Source organism: Sphaerochaeta sp. PS (genome assembly GCF_032144095.1).
Lineage (GTDB): Bacteria > Spirochaetota > Spirochaetia > Sphaerochaetales > Sphaerochaetaceae > Sphaerochaeta.
The window spans coordinates 16,061-33,878 of record NZ_JAVSNJ010000007.1 but is presented as its reverse complement, the minus strand read 5'-3'; the positions used below and the strand labels follow the sequence as shown (position 1 = coordinate 33,878).

At 53.2% G+C, this 17,818-nt stretch carries 16 protein-coding genes, 4 tRNA genes and 1 other RNA gene; 7 read left to right on the top strand and 14 right to left on the bottom strand.

The window, feature by feature from the left end:
* Positions 1–39 precede the first annotated feature (39 nt).
* Positions 40–984 (top strand): lysine exporter LysO family protein, encoded by a 945-nt coding sequence (locus tag ROJ03_RS07930; RefSeq protein WP_313726479.1) that lies wholly within the window; start codon positions 40–42, stop codon positions 982–984.
* On the opposite strand, the gene ROJ03_RS07925 is transcribed toward ROJ03_RS07930, so the two are convergent.
* On the bottom strand, positions 981–1,412 hold the full coding sequence (locus tag ROJ03_RS07925; RefSeq protein WP_313726478.1) for a hypothetical protein: 432 nt from the start codon (positions 1,410–1,412) through the stop codon (positions 981–983). The genes ROJ03_RS07930 and ROJ03_RS07925 overlap by 4 nt on opposite strands.
* Positions 1,413–1,430: 18 nt before the next feature.
* Here ROJ03_RS07925 and ROJ03_RS07920 point away from each other — a divergent pair, with 18 nt between their 5' ends.
* The gene (locus ROJ03_RS07920; RefSeq protein WP_313726477.1) at positions 1,431–2,141 is read left to right on the top strand and encodes a SprT family zinc-dependent metalloprotease; all 711 of its coding nucleotides are present in this window, start codon (positions 1,431–1,433) and stop codon (positions 2,139–2,141) included.
* A gap of 60 nt (positions 2,142–2,201) precedes the next feature.
* A complete protein-coding gene (locus ROJ03_RS07915; protein ID WP_313726476.1) occupies positions 2,202–3,413 on the top strand; it encodes an FprA family A-type flavoprotein in 1,212 nt (403 codons plus the stop codon).
* Here the strand turns inward: ROJ03_RS07915 and ROJ03_RS07910 are convergent.
* The 5 genes from ROJ03_RS07910 to ROJ03_RS07890 are packed head-to-tail and all read right to left on the bottom strand — an operon-like array spanning position 3,400 to position 10,054.
* Positions 3,400–4,128, bottom strand: a complete 729-nt coding sequence (locus ROJ03_RS07910; RefSeq protein WP_313726475.1) for a gamma-glutamyl-gamma-aminobutyrate hydrolase family protein — start codon at positions 4,126–4,128, stop codon at positions 3,400–3,402. The two genes, ROJ03_RS07915 and ROJ03_RS07910, sit on opposite strands and share 14 nt — an antisense overlap.
* Positions 4,125–5,570: an aminoacyl-histidine dipeptidase gene (locus ROJ03_RS07905; RefSeq protein ID WP_313726474.1), complete on the bottom strand. Its 1,446-nt coding sequence runs from the start codon at positions 5,568–5,570 to the stop codon at positions 4,125–4,127. Before ROJ03_RS07905 ends, ROJ03_RS07910 begins: the two co-directional genes overlap by 4 nt.
* Positions 5,571–5,587: 17 nt before the next feature.
* Positions 5,588–6,772 (bottom strand): N-acetylglucosamine-6-phosphate deacetylase, encoded by a 1,185-nt coding sequence (gene nagA, locus ROJ03_RS07900; RefSeq protein WP_313726473.1) that lies wholly within the window; start codon positions 6,770–6,772, stop codon positions 5,588–5,590.
* A 46-nt stretch (positions 6,773–6,818) separates the two neighbouring features.
* Positions 6,819–8,180 carry an MATE family efflux transporter gene (locus tag ROJ03_RS07895; RefSeq protein ID WP_313726472.1) on the bottom strand — a complete coding sequence of 454 codons (1,362 nt, stop codon included), beginning with the start codon at positions 8,178–8,180 and terminating at the stop codon, positions 6,819–6,821.
* Positions 8,177–10,054, bottom strand: coding sequence for a YgiQ family radical SAM protein (locus ROJ03_RS07890; RefSeq protein ID WP_313726471.1), 1,878 nt, complete (start codon positions 10,052–10,054; stop codon positions 8,177–8,179). Before ROJ03_RS07890 ends, ROJ03_RS07895 begins: the two co-directional genes overlap by 4 nt.
* Before the next feature lie 68 nt (positions 10,055–10,122).
* Here ROJ03_RS07890 and ROJ03_RS07885 point away from each other — a divergent pair, with 68 nt between their 5' ends.
* The 3 genes from ROJ03_RS07885 to ROJ03_RS07875 all read left to right on the top strand — a co-directional run bounded on the left by ROJ03_RS07885 (position 10,123) and on the right by ROJ03_RS07875 (position 13,525).
* Positions 10,123–11,055, top strand: coding sequence for a diacylglycerol kinase family lipid kinase (locus tag ROJ03_RS07885; protein WP_313726470.1), 933 nt, complete (start codon positions 10,123–10,125; stop codon positions 11,053–11,055).
* A gap of 276 nt (positions 11,056–11,331) precedes the next feature.
* On the top strand, positions 11,332–12,756 hold the full coding sequence (locus ROJ03_RS07880) for an MGH1-like glycoside hydrolase domain-containing protein (RefSeq protein ID WP_313726469.1): 1,425 nt from the start codon (positions 11,332–11,334) through the stop codon (positions 12,754–12,756).
* 13 nt (positions 12,757–12,769) lie between these two features.
* Positions 12,770–13,525 (top strand): TerB family tellurite resistance protein, encoded by a 756-nt coding sequence (locus ROJ03_RS07875; RefSeq protein WP_313726468.1) that lies wholly within the window; start codon positions 12,770–12,772, stop codon positions 13,523–13,525.
* Between the two features lie 7 nt (positions 13,526–13,532).
* On the opposite strand, the gene recR is transcribed toward ROJ03_RS07875, so the two are convergent.
* The 3 genes from recR to dnaX are packed head-to-tail and all read right to left on the bottom strand — an operon-like array spanning position 13,533 to position 16,048.
* Positions 13,533–14,123: a recombination mediator RecR gene (recR, locus tag ROJ03_RS07870; RefSeq protein WP_313726467.1), complete on the bottom strand. Its 591-nt coding sequence runs from the start codon at positions 14,121–14,123 to the stop codon at positions 13,533–13,535.
* Positions 14,124–14,125: 2 nt separating this feature from the next.
* Complete coding sequence (locus tag ROJ03_RS07865) at positions 14,126–14,443, bottom strand: YbaB/EbfC family nucleoid-associated protein (protein ID WP_313726466.1); 318 nt, start codon at positions 14,441–14,443, stop codon at positions 14,126–14,128.
* Positions 14,444–14,464: 21 nt separating this feature from the next.
* Complete coding sequence (gene dnaX, locus ROJ03_RS07860; protein WP_313726465.1) at positions 14,465–16,048, bottom strand: DNA polymerase III subunit gamma/tau; 1,584 nt, start codon at positions 16,046–16,048, stop codon at positions 14,465–14,467.
* A gap of 296 nt (positions 16,049–16,344) precedes the next feature.
* Between dnaX and ROJ03_RS07855 the strand changes: the two genes are divergently transcribed.
* Entirely contained in the window at positions 16,345–17,223 is an 879-nt protein-coding gene (locus tag ROJ03_RS07855) for a sensor domain-containing diguanylate cyclase (protein ID WP_313726464.1), read from the top strand.
* 9 nt (positions 17,224–17,232) lie between these two features.
* Here the strand turns inward: ROJ03_RS07855 and ffs are convergent.
* From ffs to ROJ03_RS07830, 5 genes are all read right to left on the bottom strand, one after another.
* An RNA gene (ffs, locus tag ROJ03_RS07850) (signal recognition particle sRNA small type) lies at positions 17,233–17,331 on the bottom strand.
* Between the two features lie 13 nt (positions 17,332–17,344).
* Positions 17,345–17,429 (bottom strand) — tRNA-Ser (locus tag ROJ03_RS07845).
* Between the two features lie 50 nt (positions 17,430–17,479).
* Positions 17,480–17,566: transfer RNA gene (locus ROJ03_RS07840), tRNA-Ser, on the bottom strand.
* Between the two features lie 29 nt (positions 17,567–17,595).
* Positions 17,596–17,669, bottom strand: a tRNA-Arg gene (locus ROJ03_RS07835).
* A gap of 20 nt (positions 17,670–17,689) precedes the next feature.
* A tRNA-Ser gene (locus tag ROJ03_RS07830) sits at positions 17,690–17,776 on the bottom strand.
* Positions 17,777–17,818 lie beyond the last annotated feature (42 nt).

Here is a 17,818-nt window from a genome sequence, read left to right as displayed (position 1 = left end):
TTTGACACGGCGCAAAGATTACTATACATTTTGCCCATCATGGACACCTTCATCTACCTAGGAAAACTGGCCCTTGCACTGCTTTGCGGAGTGGTTGCAGCACGATTGCTGGGAAAACACCGATTTGTCAAAACCGCTGCAGTAGGACAGACTTTTTTGGTCTGGCTTCTGCTTTTCTTTATGGGTGTGAACACCGGAAGCATCGACGGCATAGCCAAACAGTTTGGGACCATAGGGCTTTCCGCCCTCATGCTCACCCTCATAAGTGTCCTGGGTACCATGGCTGTGGCCCTTGGTGGCTCCATGATCTTCTCTTCGGATGGGCCAGCCCTAGCCATCGACATTGCTCCACGCAAGGAGCAGAGCCTGTTCAGGCGGATATGGGATGTCTTGAAAGAGCCCCTTTTTCTGGTAAGCATCGTGGTTCTGGGAGTGCTCCTTAGGCTTTTTACCCCTCTGTTCGGCTGGTATAGGAGCTCGTTGGTAAGTTACCTGCTCTATGCGATGCTCTTTTGTGTGGGAATGGGCTTGGTGCAGAAAAACATCAGCTTTCGGGGAATCCTCTCCGACAAGGGCTTGCTGCTGCTCCCCCTCTTCACGATAGTCGGCTCATATCTTGGAACCTTGCTTACTCCCCTTGTTACCCCGTTTACCATCAGGGAGGGGTTGGGTATGGTAAGCGGCTTCGGATGGTATTCGCTTTCGGGCATCCTCATCAGCGATCTGGGCTACCCGATCCTCGGATCGGTCTCCTTTCTGGTGAACCTGCTGAGGGAGAGCTTCTCCTTCTTCCTCATCCCGCTTTTGGGCAGGCTGGGCAGGCGCTACTACTATCCTGCTGTCTGCACGGCAGGGGCTACCAGCATGGACGTGACCCTGGTCCTGCTTACCAGCCACTTTGGGACGAAGGTAATCATTGGCAGCATCTACCATGGGGTGGTCATGAGCCTGGTTGCACCCTTGCTGATCCCCCTCTTCTTCTAGGGCCTGTACAGCAGCTGTATCACCAACTCGACCACGCTCTCCTTGAGTACCCTCAGGTAGATGAGCGACGGCCCATCGCTGAGAAGTGTCTCAAGCCGTCTGGTGATGAGATCACTCTGGGGGGCGATGGGTAGCTGAAGGAAGTGGTAGGAACCCGCCTCGATGCTAAAGTCGCTTGGCCGCTTTGGGTGCTTTTCCCCTTTTGCAACAGCAAGCCTCATCTCCTCCCCGGGAGGGTCCTGGTAGCCGCCCTCCAAGGTGGTGAGGATGCCGGAGAGGTGAATGCAGGCCTCGCTGCCTATCGGGGCGCTGTCCATGTGGGTGAGCATCATCTCGATAGCCTCTTCCCCCTCCCTGGGGAGGTTGGGAAAAGCTACATATGGAATTTCCTGAAGCAAATGGAGTATCATGGGCTCTATCTTGTGCATGGGGGTAACTGTACCAAAATGAAAACAGTCGGTAAAGTGGCAGGTATCAGCTATACCTTGTCCCGCCTTCGGCGATGCAGGAACATTACCGTCAGGGTACTGGGCAATGGCGATGTCAGGGTAAGTGCACCCTATCGGGAAAGCCTCACCACCATTGAGCGAGTCATTACCGGTAACCAGAAGAAACTCGAAAAGACCATTGCAAGCCAAAAAGAGGCACATGAGCTCTATGGGCATACCTGGGAGCATGGTGATACCTTCCTCTTTGCTGGGAGGGTGCACACGCTCTCCCTCCAGCCGGGAAAGAGGGCAACCATAGCGATCGTGGCAGACCTGTTTGCAGTTACCTACGTGGATACCCCTCCAGAAAAGGAGGCCCTATCCCATGCCCTCAAGCAGATCTACCGAAAGGCGGCTAGGGAGCGGATCGAACCACTGATACGCTTTTGGTCTGAACGGCTTGGACTTGATGCTCCCTCCTATACCATCCGGGACTCACAGAAGCGGTGGGGGAGCTGTTCCTCCCGGGGGAATTTGAACTTCTCCTTACGCGCAGCCTGCCTGTCGGATGAGGACCTCTCCTATCTGGTACTCCATGAGATGGCCCACCTGGTCCACTTTGACCATGGTCCCCTCTTCCATGCCTTTCTGGACAAACACCTTCCCTTGTGGAAGAAACACCAGCAGAACATCTTCTCCTTGCAGAGAAGGGCAGACCTCACCCCCTAGGGCGGGTGGCAATTCCCTTGACTGCACAATTGGTGTATCCTAGCAGGAGAGGAGAATCATATGAAACCTGATGTTATGGCTGATGGTATCTACCGTGTAGCTGCCAAGATTGGAAATAGGGATCTGTTTGAGGGCATATGGCCAATTCCCCATGGGGTCATGCTCAACGCCTATATTGTGAAGGGCTCCGAAAAAACTGCCATGATCGACCTGGTCAAGGATTGGGATGGGGCCTCTGAGGCAGTTGACAGGCAACTGGATGAACTGGATTCCAACAATGGGAACCTGGACTTCCTGATCCTGAACCACATGGAGCCTGACCATACCGGCGCCATGGTAGCGTTTGTAGAGAAGCATCCCAATGTGGAGATTCTCTGCTCCGATAAGGCTGTTGCCCTTATCAGGCACTTCTATAAGATCGAGAAGAATGTACGCCCTGTCAAGGATGGGGAGACGATCGACCTGGGGGGAAAGACCCTGAAGTTTTTCATGACCCCGAACATCCACTGGCCTGAGACCATGATGACCTATGCTGTTGAGGATAGGATCCTTTTCAGCTGTGACGCCTTCGGCTCATTCGGCCAGTACGAGCACTGCTTTGACGATGAGCTCACCCTTAGGGAGAGAACCTTGCTGGAAGGGGAGACCGAGCGCTACTATGCAAACATCGTCTCTTCCTTCTCCTCCTTTGTCCTGAGGGGTATCGCAAAGCTTGCTGACCTTCCCATCAGCCAGGTTGCCCCAAGCCACGGCGTGGTGTGGAGAGGGGAGCCTGAAAAGATCATTGCATGGTACAAGAGCCTTGCCACCTATATGGATGGCCCCAGGGAGAAGGAGATCACGGTCATCTGGTCCAGCATGTATGGCAACACGGCGGCCTTGGTCCCCTTCGTGGTGGAAGGGGCGGAGAGCGAGGGCCTGAAGGTCCATGTCCTTGAGATCCCCCAGACCCATGCCTCGTTTGTCCTGGAGAAGGCCTGGCGGTCTGAAGGGCTGGTCATCGGCATGCCGACCTATGAATACAAGATGTTCCCTCCGATGTACCATATCCTGGACCTCCTTGAACGAAGTCATGTACAGAAAAGGAAGACCATGCGATTTGGTTCCTTTGGTTGGTCAGGGGGTGCCCAAAAGCAGTTTGATGTGTTTAGCGAGACCATGAAGCTGGATTGTGTCGGGGTTGTGGAGTACCAGGGATCTGCTACGGAAGAGGATAAGAAGCGTGCGTACGCCATGGCCAAGGAGATGGCAAGGCAGATCAGGAATGCCTAGAGGCCTCAACGAAGGCTGAGAAGAGGGGCAACATGCTTTCTGAGGTTCTCATCATGTCCTCAGGATGCCACTGTACCCCAATGCACCAGCTGCCGGCCCCCTGTTCAATGGCTTCCACGAACCCATCATCACACAGGGCCGAGGCAACAAGGCCCCGCCCCAAGGTTGCGATACCCTGGTGGTGGAATGAGTTCACCGAAAGGGAAGGAAGGCCAAAGATTTTGCTGAGCTTGGTTTCCTTTTGCAAGGTTACCGTATGGAAGAAGGGAACATCCTTTTGCCCTTGGGCGTGGATGGTTCCCTTTTCTCCGCTTAAAGATAGGTCCTGGTAGAGCTTGCCCCCAAAAAACACGTTGATCAGCTGCAGGCCCTTGCAGATTCCCAGGACAGGGATGCCTCTCCTCTGTGCAGAGCGCAGCAGCTCCAACTGGAAGAGGTCGGACTCTTTCTCAATCTTTCCACAGAGGGAAGACCGTTTTTCCCCGTAGAGCTCCGGCTCGATGTCAAACCCTCCGGGAAGCAGGATGCCATCACAGAGATGGAGCAGCGCCTCGACTTCCGAAAGGATGGTAGGAAGCAGGATCGGAAGGGAACCGGCTTTCACCAGCGAGGCGGTATACGCCTCATTGGTGAAATCTCGCCGTACACCCCTGAAGGCTGAGGATAGGGGTGGTGAATCCAGAGTCCCCGCTATCCCGATGACCGGTCGCCTCACTCGATGATGGAAAGGAGGTGGCGGGTAAAGCCACTGATTCTCTCTACCGACGAGAGGGAGAGCCTCTCCTTGACCGAGTGGACATCAGCCATGTTGGGTCCGAAGGATACGGAGTCCATTCCAGGGACCTTGCTGTTGATGATCCCACACTCCAGACCAGCATGGATTGCAGTTATGACAGGTTTCTTGTGAGCATACTCCTCATAGGCCTTTGCACAGAACTTGGTGAGAGCTGAATCCGGGTTGGGCTTCCAGGAAGGGTAGGCTCCCACATACTCAACACTCGCCCCACAGCTCACAAGAGCCTGGCCAAAGCGGTGGGCGACATCGTCGCGTGAGGAGAGGATCGACGAGCGATGGCTGCTGGTTACGGAGAAGATACCATCCTCAAAACGAACGATGGCCAGGTTGGAGGAGGTCTCCACAATACCTGGGATGGTCATGCTCATGGCATCGACACCATGGGGTGCTATGTAGAGGCTCCTGATGAAGGCTTCGCTCTGGGCTGAAGAAGCTGCCTGCTTGGGGAGCTTTGCGTTTTTGAGCTCAAGGGTAAGGCCTGGGTCACTTATCGCAAACTCATCCTTTTGTTCGGCAAAGCTCTTCTGTACTGCCTCTTCGATCGCCTTCCTCTCTGACTTGGGTGCGGCGAAGCTCATCGAGCAAATCGAAGGGATGACGTTGCGTTTGGTTCCCCCTTCACAGGCGAAGAGCATCTTGGTCTTGACCGAAGCAAGGGCTCTGGCCACCACCTTGATGGCATTTGCCCGCTGTTTGTGTATCTCGCCGCCACTGTGCCCGCCAAGTAGGCCATTGGCGGTAAGGCAGAAGCCTTCGTAGTCGGAAGGGATCGTTTCCAGCTTGGCCGGGAGCTTTGCATCGACCTCAAGCCCCCCGGCACAGCCGATGTAGAGGACTCCTTCCTCCTCGCTGTCCAGGTTGATAAGGAGACGGCTCTCTACCATATCCTTCTCAATGTTGAATGCGCCGGTAAGGCCGGTCTCCTCACTTACGGTGAAGATTGCTTCCAAGGGTCCATGCTTGCCCTCAGGGTCGGCAAGGATATCCATGATCATAGCCACGGCGATGCCATTGTCGCCACCGAGGGTAGTATCCTTGGCATGCAGGGTGTCACCGTCACGGACCAGGATGATGGGGTCGGTGGCGAAGTCGTGGTCACTCTCTTCTGTCTTTACGCAGACCATATCCATATGCCCTTGCAAGGCTACTGATGGCCTTTTCTCATATCCTGGATAGGCTTTCTTTCTGAGGATGACATTTCCTATGGTGTCGACAATTGCCACAAGGTTGTTTTTCTTTGCGAATGCCAAAAGGAATTGTCGTACCCCTTCCTCGTTGCCCGATTCTCGGGGAATCTGGGAAAGTTCAGAGAAATAGGACCAAAGCCTCTGGTTTTCCAAGCCTTCAAATAGTGATTGCATGCAAATAGCTCCTTATGTTATGCGAAACGGTCGCGTATGAGTTCTCCATCGATGAAGAGACCTTTCATCTGCAGGTTCTGGTCAAGGATAACGATGTCGGCCTTGTAGCCGGGAACCAGCATTCCTTGCTTGGTGAACGAATAGATCCTTGCAGGGTTGGTTGATGACATCTGTGATGCCTGCTGGATGGGGATCTCCCACTCCACGACATTCCTGAAACCCTGGAGCATGGTCAGTGCGGAGCCCAAAAAGAGGGTCGGGTCCTCGATGCTGACAAAGGACCCTTCAGGGCCGATGATGCAGGGGATCCCATTGGCTGTCATCGGGCCTGTCCGCTGCTTGGTGGGCTTGAGCGAGTCGGTGATCATGACAATGTTGTCCAGGGGCTTCTCCCTGAGCAGCATCTTCACCAGTTCCTGGTGGACATGGATGCCATCACAAATGATCTCGCACTGCATCTCACGCTGGATCAGGATGGCACCTACCGTCCCTGGGTTCCTGTGGTGGAGGCGGCTCATGGCATTGAAGAAATGGGTGGAGTGGAAAATGCCACACTGCATCCCTTCCATGATGTTTTCGTAGGTTGCGTCGGTATGGCCTGCAAGCAGGACGATGTTCCTCTGCCTTGCCAGCAGGGCGAGTTCACGCATATGCTTGAGCTCTGGGGCTACCGTCATGCAAAGGACCTTCCCCTCACCGGCATCGATGAGCTGGTTGAAGATGTCCAGGCTTACCGGAAGGACTCCCTTGGGGTTCTGGGCCCCGATACGGGCAAAGGAGATGAAGGGCCCTTCAAGGTTGATGCCCATGATCTTCGCACCCTTTTCCTTGCCCATGGCCTGGGCTATGGCCTTGGTGCTCGCAAGCATGACATCAAGTTCGTCGGTATAGACGGTGGGCATGAAGGCACTTACCCCAAAATCGGCCAGCCTTTCGCTCATCCCAAGGATGGAGGCAGGAGAACAGTCCTCGGTCCCATAGCCACCGATGCCATGGAGGTGGGAGTCGATGAACCCCGGCATGACGTAGCTACCGGCCATATCAATGACAAGCGTATCGGGGGGGAACTTCTTCTCTTCGAAGCGTCGCATGTTGAAGATGTCACCGATCAGGCCCTCTTCATTTATGTACAGGGCACAATTCTTGAGTTTTGCGTATCCTGTGACGACTGTGCCATTGATGAGAACTGTTCGTATAGCCATTGGATGACCTCTCTTGCCATAAATATACGAGCATACGGGCGTTAGGTCAATGAACAGCAGTGAGGTCCGTTATCCAGGAATCCTTCTTCACCCTAACCAGGCCGATACAGAGCTTGGTAGCCTCTTCCATCCCCAAAAGGAGGTAGAGTTGCCAGATGCTTAGGTGTAGGACCAAAGCCCCGATAAACGCCAGGGGAACACCGACTGCCCAGACTCCGAACATCTCGGCAAACATGGAGAATCGGGTATCGCCTCCGGCTCGGAGGATTCCGACTATGACCGCCATGTTGATGCTCTTGATGGGAAGAAGCATGGCATTTGCAAAGAGGCAGAATACTGCCATCCTCCGTACCTCTTCGCCAATGTTGAAGAGGTTTGCAAACCAGGGCGCCAGGGTTGCCTCCAAAAGGCCAGCCCCGATTCCCACGACAAGGGCAATGAGAATGAACCGTTTGGCATAGAGCCGTGCAAGGTCGTTCCTGCCTTCCCCTATCTTGATCCCTATCATGATGAGTGTTGCGTTGCTGACCCCCATCATTGCGACAAAGAAGAGGTTCCCGATGGATTCGGTGACATTGACAGCGGCGAGGGCACTGATGCCCATCTTGCTGAATGCAATCTTGTAGGTTGTCATCCCCAATGCCCAGAAAATCTCGTTGAGGAGAACCGGTAGGCTGGTAGGGATGATGAGGGCGAGAAATTTCCTGTCCCATCTGAAGGCGCTGGTATCCTTGATGGCCAAAACCGGGTGCTTTGCATAGGTGATGATGATCAGCAACACCACTTCGGCGAGTCGGCTGACTGCCGTGGCTATCGCCGCCCCGGCAACCCCGAGGACGGGAAACGGGCCGACGCCGAAGATGAGGAAATAGTTTCCCAAGGCATTGAGGCTGAGGGAGAAGAGAGCTACCCAAAGGGGTGTCTTTGCTTTGCCGATCACCCGCAGGGCTGTGGAGAATACCTGGCTTATCGCCGAGAACACATAGCTTACTGCAACGATCTTCAGGTAGGTTACCCCAAAGTCGACAACGACCTTATCATAGGTGAATATGTGCATTAGTTGGGTCGGGATGAAGAATGAGGCTATCGAGGCGAGCCCAGCGCCCAGAAAGGCTATCGTGACGGAGAGGGCTATGACCCGCTTGATGTTCTTTTCGTTCCCGGCTCCCCAGTACTGGGACATGAAGATGGAGGACCCACTGGAGATCCCAAAAAACAGGAGGCTGATGAGAAAGAACATCTGGTTTGCCAGCCCGACAGCTGCTATGGCCTGCTCCCCAAGCTGTCCTATCATCAGGGTATCGACAAAGGAGAGGGAGTTTGTCAGCAATCCCTGGAATACTACAGGGAGGGCTATGGAGAGCATCCGCCTGGAGAATTCCTTGCGGTTGTCTAGTTGAGGTTTCACAGAGGGTACCGTCTTGCCAGAAGCACTCTTGACAAGTCCTTTTTCTTAGCTTTATCCAAGGCTTCGATGACCATTGCCCGGTTCTCGGCCTTGTTGTACTGCAGCAGTGCTCGCTGCAGATGGCGTTCCCGACCTTTGGGAATATAGATGGGAGCATAGTTTTTTTGCGGCCTTGGGTCTAGGCCGGTATAATACATGCAGGTCGATACGGTCCCCGGGGTCGGGTAGAACTCCTGGACCTGATCGGGGACAAAGCCGGTCTTTTGCATGAACAAGGCGAGTTCGATCGCACTGTCGAGGGTGCTTCCTGGGTGGGCCGCGATAAAGTAGGGAATGAGGAACTGGCGCTTGCCCAGCTCTTCATTGGTCTCCTTGTAGAGGACGCTGAACTTTTCATATAGCTCGGCCTTGGGTTTTCCCATGGCGTCGAGTACCTGGGGGTCGATATGCTCGGGGGCCACCTTCAGCTGTCCGCTTACGTTGTTGAGCACCAGGTGGTTCATGAACCTCTTGCGGGTCTTCTCGCTGGCTATCTCCAGCAGGTAGTCATACCGGATCCCCGAACGGATGAAGACCTTCTTAACCCCTGGCACTGCCTCCAGTGCTTCAAGGATGTCGAGATACCGCTCATGGGAGTCCTGGAGGTTCTCGCAAGGGTCGGGCCAGAGACACTCCTTGGTGGGACAGGGGCCGAAGCTCTCCTGCTTGGCACATGCCCGTCCCTGGAAGTTTGCAGTAGGACCTCCCAGGTCGTGTATGTAGCCTTTGAAGGATGGGTGACGAACCATCCTCTTCGCCTCTTCGACAAGCGATTGCTTGCTTCGGGTCTGGATCATCCTTCCCTGGTGGCTGGTAATGGCACAGAACGAGCACGACCCGTAGCACCCACGGTTGCTGGTTATGGAGAATTTTACCTCCTCCAGGGCCGGTATGCCTCCCATCTTCTCGTAGTCCGGATGGGCATCCAGGGTAAAGGGAAAGGAGTAGAGTTCATCAAACTGCGTGTCGGTGAGCGGGTGGGCAGGGGGATTCTGCACCACGATACGGTCCATGCACCTTTGGATGACCCTCTCCCCCAGTATCGGGTTCTCATGGGTCATCTGCAGGTTGAAAGCCTTTGCATAGGCCTTCATCCCTTCCTGGGTTGGGGTGTTGGAGAGCTTGTCACGTTCGCTGACCTCCTCAAAGGAGGGTAGGGTAATGACCCGATACTCTGGGTCCATGTCTGCCAGACCCTTTTCGGAGAGGGCAAAGACAGTGCCCCGGATATCCTGCATCTCCCGGATGGCTTCGCCCATCTGCAGGCGCTCGAGTATTTCAAGGGTCTGCAGTTCCCCCATGCCGTAGACCAGCAGGTCCGCCTTGGCGTCAAGGAGGATGGGTTTGCGTACCTTGTCGGTCCAGTAGTCATAGTGGCTCAACCGCCTCAGGGAGGCCTCAAGCCCCCCTACGATGATGGGTGTATCCTTTCCATAGGCTTGCCTTGCCCTGTTTGCATAGGAGAGGGTAGCCCTGTCAGGGCGGAGGCCTGCCTTCCCACCTGGGCTGTACTCATCCTCGCTTCGGGGTTTTGCGTTTGCGGTGTAGTGGGAGACCATGCTATCGATATTTCCACCGCTTATCATGCAGGCCAGACGGGGTTTTCCCATCTTGAGAAAATCTTCTGTTGAATTCCACTGGGGTTGTGCAATAATACCCACACGATAGCCTCTGCTTTCCAACAACCTTCCCAACAGGGCAGGTCCGAAGGAGGGGTGGTCGACATAGGCATCGGCTGTAATGAAGGCTATGTCAAGCTGGTCCCAGGACCTTTGCTGCATATCTGGACGAGTTGTTGGAAGAAACGCTGTTCGCGGTTGTATTTGTTGAATCACCCAGCCATAATAGGCTATTGCTTACAGGGTGTAAACTAGGTTGCGTATCGTTGGAAGAGGAGCTCTATATGCCTGATAACAAACTCTTTATAGTGCTGAATCCCCATGCTGCAAAAGGAAGGGGCAAGTCCTGCAAGGAAACCATTGCGACACTATTCAGCCAAGGTGGATATGAGACAACCATTGTTGTCACGGAAAAGGGGTTTGGAGCCTCAAGGCTAGCCTACCAGGCTACTGTTGATGGATGGTCCACCATCGTTGCCGCAGGCGGCGACGGGACGGTCAATGAGGTTGCTGACGGCATCCTGCGTGCCGTTACCGAGAAGGGCCTGCAGGCCCCCTCCCTTGGTGTCCTGCCTATCGGGCGGGGCAATGACTTTGCCTGGGGGATGGGCATTCCCCGCGACCTCAAGAAGGCATGCGTTCTCATCATGGAAGGAAACAGACGAACCATCGATGCAGGCATTGTCTATGGCGGGCACTTTCCCCAAGGTAGGTACTTCATAAACGGGCTGGGGATGGGTTTTGAACCCCTGATCAATTTTGTAGCCAGTGATTTCAAGCATATTTCGGGAACTCCCAGCTATCTCCTTGCCCTGCTCTATATCCTTATCCACTACCCCCAGCCCTACCCAGTACAGCTTACTCTTGACGGGGAGACCCGCTCGCTAGAGACCCAGCAGCTGAGCATCTGTAACGGCAGAAGGATGGGCAGCCCCTTCATCATGGGCCCCGATGCCCTCTTCGATGATGGGTATTTCGATGTGGTCTTTGCGAACCGTCCGATCAAGAACACCCGCCTGCTTCCCATTGCCCTGAAATTCTTCAAGGGAGGCCAGGTGAAACTTCCCTCCTTCACCGTTGTCAGGGCCAAGAGCATCAAGCTTGTTTCAAAAAACAACCCGATGCCGGTCCATGTTGACGGCGAGGAAATTTCCAAAGGGTGTGCGGAGTTTTCCGTTGAGCTTCTGGCCTCTGCGCTCTCTGTTTTCGCTCATTGAACAGAAACCTTGTCTAGAGGGGAAAGAAATGATGATACAAGTGCAAAAATATTGAGTTTTCTTTATATTTTTTTCTTTCCTTTTGGGGTTTATTTAACTATTATATAAATGATTACTGCCTATCCTGTTACGCTGTTTTCTAGAGTTTCTTCTTTTTTGGACGTTCCTTAAGATCGTCCAAATCCGGTTGACTTCTCCTAAAAGAGAGTATATTCTAAAAAATGCGCGTCTTTTGTTGTTTTACCAGTAATGGCCTATATAGTAAGGAGTCCCCATTTGATAAAGGATTTGGTACCGTTCGTACATTTTTATGATCAGGATTTTGTCGACATGTATGACAGATCTTGGGTATGGATTGACGAACTCTGGAAGCAGGGGACTGAAGCCAATGGCTTTTCAGGCTCCTATCTTTCCTATCCTGACCAGACTACATTCAATCAGTACTTGTCCTGTTTTTCCGCTCTGTTTCTTGTCTACAGCAACCAGAACAACTCACCGTTTTCGGTGATGGATTTTTTTTACCAGAAACAGGAAGAGAACGGAGCGATACGGGGCGAATACTCCATTGAGGATGGTTCACCGGTTTTTACCGCTTCCAATCCAGAGGGCATTTCCCCTCCTTTGTTCGCATATGTTGAATATGGGTTTTACCATAAGATAGGGAACAAGAAGAGACTGAAAGACATTGTCCCTATCCTTGAGAAATACTTCTCCTGGGTGCAGACTACCTTCCAGAAACCCAATGGACTCTATTCGGTACCTGTCTCTGCATGTGAAAGCGGAAATATCCCAAGGGACCGTGTCTATTATCCTCTCGACTTCAACGCCCAGCTTGCGGTCAATGCCCTCTACATGTCAGCCATCGGGGACATCCTCAATGACAAGGAGCTGAGCTTCAGGTACAAGAGGCTCTATTTCTCCCTGAAGACCAGGATAAACTCACTGATGTGGGATCCTGAGAAAAACTTCTACTTTGACCTGGACATCAAGGGCAACAGGGTCACCAACAAGTTCATCGGGGCTTACTGGGCCATGCTTGCCGAGATCCCCAACGATGAGCGTGCTGCCTACATGATCGAATACCTGCATGACCCCAAGGAGTTCGGTACCGACAATCCGTTCCCCGGTGTCCCTGCCTCCTCCCCTGCATTCAGCGAAAAGGGAAATGGACATTGTGGCGGAGTGCTCTCGGTCAACACCTTCATAGTCATCAAAGCCTTGGAGAAGTTCCAGCAGTTTGTCTTTGCCCGTGAGTGTGCCATCAGGCACATGTACTATCTGCTCGACACCCTCCATCCTGATGCAGAGACCATCGGCGATGTCTGGGAGGCCTACCTTCCCAATAAGGAAGGGTACTCCACCACCAAGGAGATCCCTGGCTTCCCGCGCAGGCGCCTGATGCCCTTCGCAGGGCTGGTAACCATTACGCTCATGATCGAGAACATCATCGGCCTTGACATCTCCCTTCCCCGCAAGACGGTGAACTGGGTCATGCCCTCCCTTGAGGCGATGGGAATCGAGAACCTCTCCCTGAAACGGAATATGATCACCATTCTCAGCAACAAGACCGAACGTGGTTGGGAAATTCGACTCGAGTCTGAAAAGCTCTACTATTTCACCATAGAGATCCTTGGGGAAAACAAGAAGAAAACCCTTCCTATTCCCTCCGGGAAATGCTCGATGCTGATCGATAAGCTGTAACACTATGGCTTGGATGGGAAAACTCTTCGGAGGGACCCTTGGGTTCGTCTTTGGCGGGCCTTTGGGCATGATCGCTGGCCTTGCCTTCGGGCATATGTTTGACAAGGCCGGTACTGTAGGCCAGACGCAAGGTAGCTCATTCCACGCTTCCCAGGACCAGACGCAGATGCTGTTCTTTGTGGGGGCGTTTTCCATGCTTGCCCGCATCGCCACTGTCGATGGCACGGTAACGGCCAGCGAGCGCCAGAAGGTCCTGGAATTCATACGAAGGGACCTCAGGCTTGGCTACCAGGAAGAGGAAGCCGCCCTTCGGGTATTCGATGCCGCCATCACAGGGGCCGGCACCTTTGAACAGTTTGCCAGCCAATTCTACCAGAATTTCTCCCACGCCCCCAATATCCTGCAGTTGATGCTGGATATCTTCTACCGTGTCGCTGCCGCTGACGGGATGGTCAGCAGCGCAGAGGAGACGATGATACGGCGGGCTGCAACCATATTCAACATCCCCTCAGCCTTTGTGGATGCCCTCTACAGAAACTATGGAGGGTATGCAACGGCAACCGAGCGTTCCTATGCAATCCTCAACCTTACCCCCCAGGCAACTGACGAAGAGGTGAAGCGTGCCTATAGGAAGATGAGCATAGAGTTCCACCCTGATACCCTCGCTGCCAAAGGCATGGGAGAGGAGTTCCTCAACCATGCAACCGAAAAGTTCAGGGAGATACAGGGTGCCTATGAGTCCATCAAGCGGGAACGGGGAATCAAATAGGACCTTTCTAGAACACAACCCTTCCCCGTAGTGACCTGGCCAGTGTTATCCTGTCCGCATACTCCAGATCCCCTCCTATCGGAAGGCCACTTGCCAGGCGCGTGATGGCGAGGTCTTTCCTCTCTTTCAGGATGTGGCGGATATAGAGGGCCGTTGTGTCACCCTCTTCTGTCGGATTGGTAGCTATGATGATTTCCGTAAAGGAACCCTGCTCAATCCGCTTGAGAAGCTTTGGGAAGGAGAGGTTCTCGGGACCAACCCCGTCAAGTGGGCTTATCGCGCCCCCCAGGACATGGTAGAGCCCGTTGTAGGCCCCACTTGACTGCAAGGTCACAATATCCTGGGGCTGTTCAACTATGCACATCAGGCTACGGTCCCTCGAACCATCACTGCACAAGGGGCAGGGGTCTAGCTCGGTGAAGGATCCACAGACAGAACAGGGGAATATCTTCTCCTGGATGGTTGCAATGGTCTCACCCAGTTGCCTGTTGTAGGCATTGTCCGTCTTGATGAGATGGTAGGCGATCCTTGAGGCGCTTTTTGGCCCAATCCCAGGGAGCCTGGAAAGGGTATGGATAAGTTGTTCCAGTGCTGTCATCGTCAGGCCTGTGGCATAAAGGAGGCAAGCGACCCGGCATACTTCATGCCCTCCTGCTTGATCTTCTCCTGTATCTTGTTCGAGGCATCGTTGAAGGCGGAGGCTACGAGGACCTCCAAGGTCCCAAGGTCCTCAGGATCGACAATGTCCTTGGAGATCTTGACCGAGGTCACGACAAACTTGCCGTTGATGGTTATGTCAACCATCCCGGCCCCAGAGCTTCCTGTGGCAACTATATTGGGAAGGTTCTCCTGCATCTTCTGCATGTTCTCCTGGAGGCCCTTCATGTTTTTCATCAGTTCAAAAGGATTCATGTCCATATCTATCTCCTCAGTATCCTATCAGTTTTTGATTTCTCCCCGAAACATCGAGGCGATGGAACTGAGTACAGGATCCTCTACGCTTTTTTGTTTCGGTTTCTCTGCCTCAATGCAGAGGACAGTCAGTTTTCCGGAAAACCCAGAAATTTCTTCAATGAGGGATTGCAGTAGCTCAAGGTTCTCTTGTGCCTTGTCCCTACAGAATTCAGTGGTAAAGGTAAGTTTCAGGCTATTGTCCTGCTGTTCAACCGCACTGATGGACTGTGCCACCTGGCTGAGCAAGGGGGCTTTGGAGAGTTTGCTAACCAGGGCAGGAATATCTTCCTTGGTGAAAGGCCTCACCACCTTTGCTGCAACAGGCTTTTCCGTTGGAAGGGGAGCTCTCGCCTCCGGGCTCCTCTGGATTGGCTCTACGGCAGGGGCCCTCGTAGGCAAGGCCTGTGCCAGGGTGGTGACCTTGCCGCTGAGGAGGTCCTCCTTGAGGAGGGCGATCCTACGTACCAGTTCGGTGGGGGATGCGAGGTGGGGTAGGGATGCAAGGCGGCTGATGGCAAGCTCGAGCTCGAAGCGTGGGTTCAGGGAGAACCTGATGTCACGATAGAGCTTGAGGAACATCTCCAGGGCTGCTTCCAGTTGTTCCTTGGTGTAGGCACTGCGTACCTGCAGGGGGATACGGTCGGTCTGGATCCCCAGGATGGACTCTTCGGTTATCCCTTCCTTCATCAATAGCAGGCTTCGGAAGAACTGGGTGAAATCCTTGATGCACTGCTCGATGGATATGCCGTTCTGTAGGAGGGTCTGGACGGCTGTGAGGGCGTTCTGGGTTGAGCCTGAGAGGAGAAACTCCACGATCTCGGTAATCTGGTCGATGCCGACCAGGCCGAGCTTGTCGCTGATCTGGGCCAGGGTGATATGGTCATTGGAGAAGGAGAGCACCTGGTCAAAGAGGGTGTATGCATCGCGCATCGAGCCGGTCGATTCCTTTGCGATCCAGAAGAGTGCATCGTCGTCGGCCTTAACCTGCATATCCTGGGCTGCCTCCATCAGGCAGCTCTTGATGGTGTGGAGGTCGATGAGCTGGAAGTGGAACTGCTGGCATCTTGAGCGGATGGTTGCAGGCACCTTCTGTGGTTCGGTGGTGGCGAAGATGAATACGATATAGGCAGGGGGTTCCTCAATGGTCTTCAGCAGGGCGTTGAAGGCACTGGTGGAGAGCATGTGGACCTCATCGATGATGTAGATCTTGTAGCGGCTTGTCTGGGGGGGGAAGAGCACCTCGTCCTTGATCTGCCGGATATCGTTTACGCTTGTATTGCTTGCTCCGTCGATTTCGATGACATCGACACTATTGCCTCGGGTAATCTCCTTGCAGTTGGAACAGAGCCCACAAGGAGTGGGGGTGGGGCCGCTTTCGCAGTTCAGGGCTCGTGCAAGGATACGTGCGGACGAGGTCTTCCCGACCCCTCGAGGCCCACTGAAGAGATACGCGTGTGCAATCCTTTTCTGTTCGATCGCATTTTTGATGGTTGAGACTACGAATTCCTGGCCGACAAGGTTGTCAAACAGTTGAGGTCGCTTTCTCGTAGCTGTTACTTCATATGCCATGGGCTCTCCCTTGAAAATGTACTGGACAAGTATAGCACAAATCGACATGAGCGGGTACCAAAGAGAAATATGGCTGTGAGGTATCCTTGTGGCATTCTTGAGAGTTTTCCGTAAAATCTGGAGGCAATGTTTTGAGAAGGAACCAATTATTTTTTATTGCCAGATTTGTATCATTGGGTTATAGTAAGTAGGGAAAGTGACGTATTTCTGATTTACCCCTACTCAAATACAACGTTACGTAGTAAATTTTACGGGAACAGCATGTTCTCATTTTTCCACGTGTGAGGATGATTGTTTTGATACATGAGCAAAAGCCTTTGATCAATTTTGAGAATCTTGTCTCCAGCCTTGTCGACGGAGTGTATTTTGCCGATCCTCAAGGGGTGTTTATCTATGCCAACCAAGGTCTTTCGGATCTGTTGGGATATTCCGGCCCTGAAGCCTTGGTTGGAAGAAGCATGTTTGATTTCATTGAAGACGAATATGTGGATGCAATCCGAAAATACCATAGGCCCGGAATTCTGGAGATCTCTGGACAGATTGGGGTTGAGGTGAAGTTGCTTCGAAGCGACGGCCTGTCAGTTTGGGCGGAGGTTCGCCCAACGATCAAGATTCCCAAGACCTGTCCCAGAGGGTCCTTTGGCGTCGTCAGGGATATTACCGAATATAAGCGCCTGGAAGAGAGGCTTCAGAACCTTGCCATTACCGATGACCTGACTGGACTGTACAACCGTAGGGGCTTCAAGCTTATGGCAGAGCAGGAGCTCAAGCATGCCCTTCGGCTCAACGCGGAGACCATACTCTTGAGCATCGATGTGGATAACTTCAAGAACATCAACGATACCTTTGGCCATGATGAGGGCGATAAGGTCCTGAAGCTTGTAGCCTCCACCCTTACCCTGTCCTTCCGGTCAACCGATATAATCTCCCGATGGGGTGGGGATGAGTTTGTGGTCCTTGCCCTTGATGCACCATTAGGATACGTTCCCCTGCTCTCTGACAGGTTCCAGCAGAACCTCTCAAGGGACTCCCTGAAAAGCCTGCTCCCTTACCCCTTGAGTGTGACCATTGGCATGGAGACAACTGAGATACTTGGGGATGTAAGCCTCAATCGGTTGATCATGGGTGCAGACCAGAACATGTACCGACAGAAAAAACTCAAGCGGAATTCATAAAAAAATCCCAGCCAACAAATCGCCTGCGTCTCATGCATAAGTCACTTACCGCTGCTACCTTCCGGTCCTGACGGGGTTGGGTGACTATGCATAGCACAGAATCTGTTGACTGGGAAACAAACGGAGAGGGGGGGATTCGAACCCCCGGTGCCTTCCAGCACACACGCTTTCCAAGCGTGCACCATCGACCACTCGGACACCTCTCCAAACGAACGAAAATGACGGTAAGACTCAACCAAAAAATAATCCAAGCTATCGGAGAGAGAGGGATTCGAACCCTCGGTACCGTAAACGATACAACGGATTTCGAGTCCGTCTCCTTCGACCACTCGGACATCTCTCCCGGTGTGATAACAACCGTACAAACAAAGATGAGACCAAAAGGATTCGAACCTTCGACCCTCAGTTCCGCAAACTGATGCTCTATCCAGCTGAGCTATGGTCTCAATACTGTAAAAAAACAGATCGGAGAAGGGGGGATTCGAACCCCCGGACCCGTTACCAGGTCAACTCCTTAGCAGGGAGCCCGATTCGACCGCTCTCGCACCTCTCCAGAGTAATACATTCATATTGGCAATAATCTACAAGCAACAAT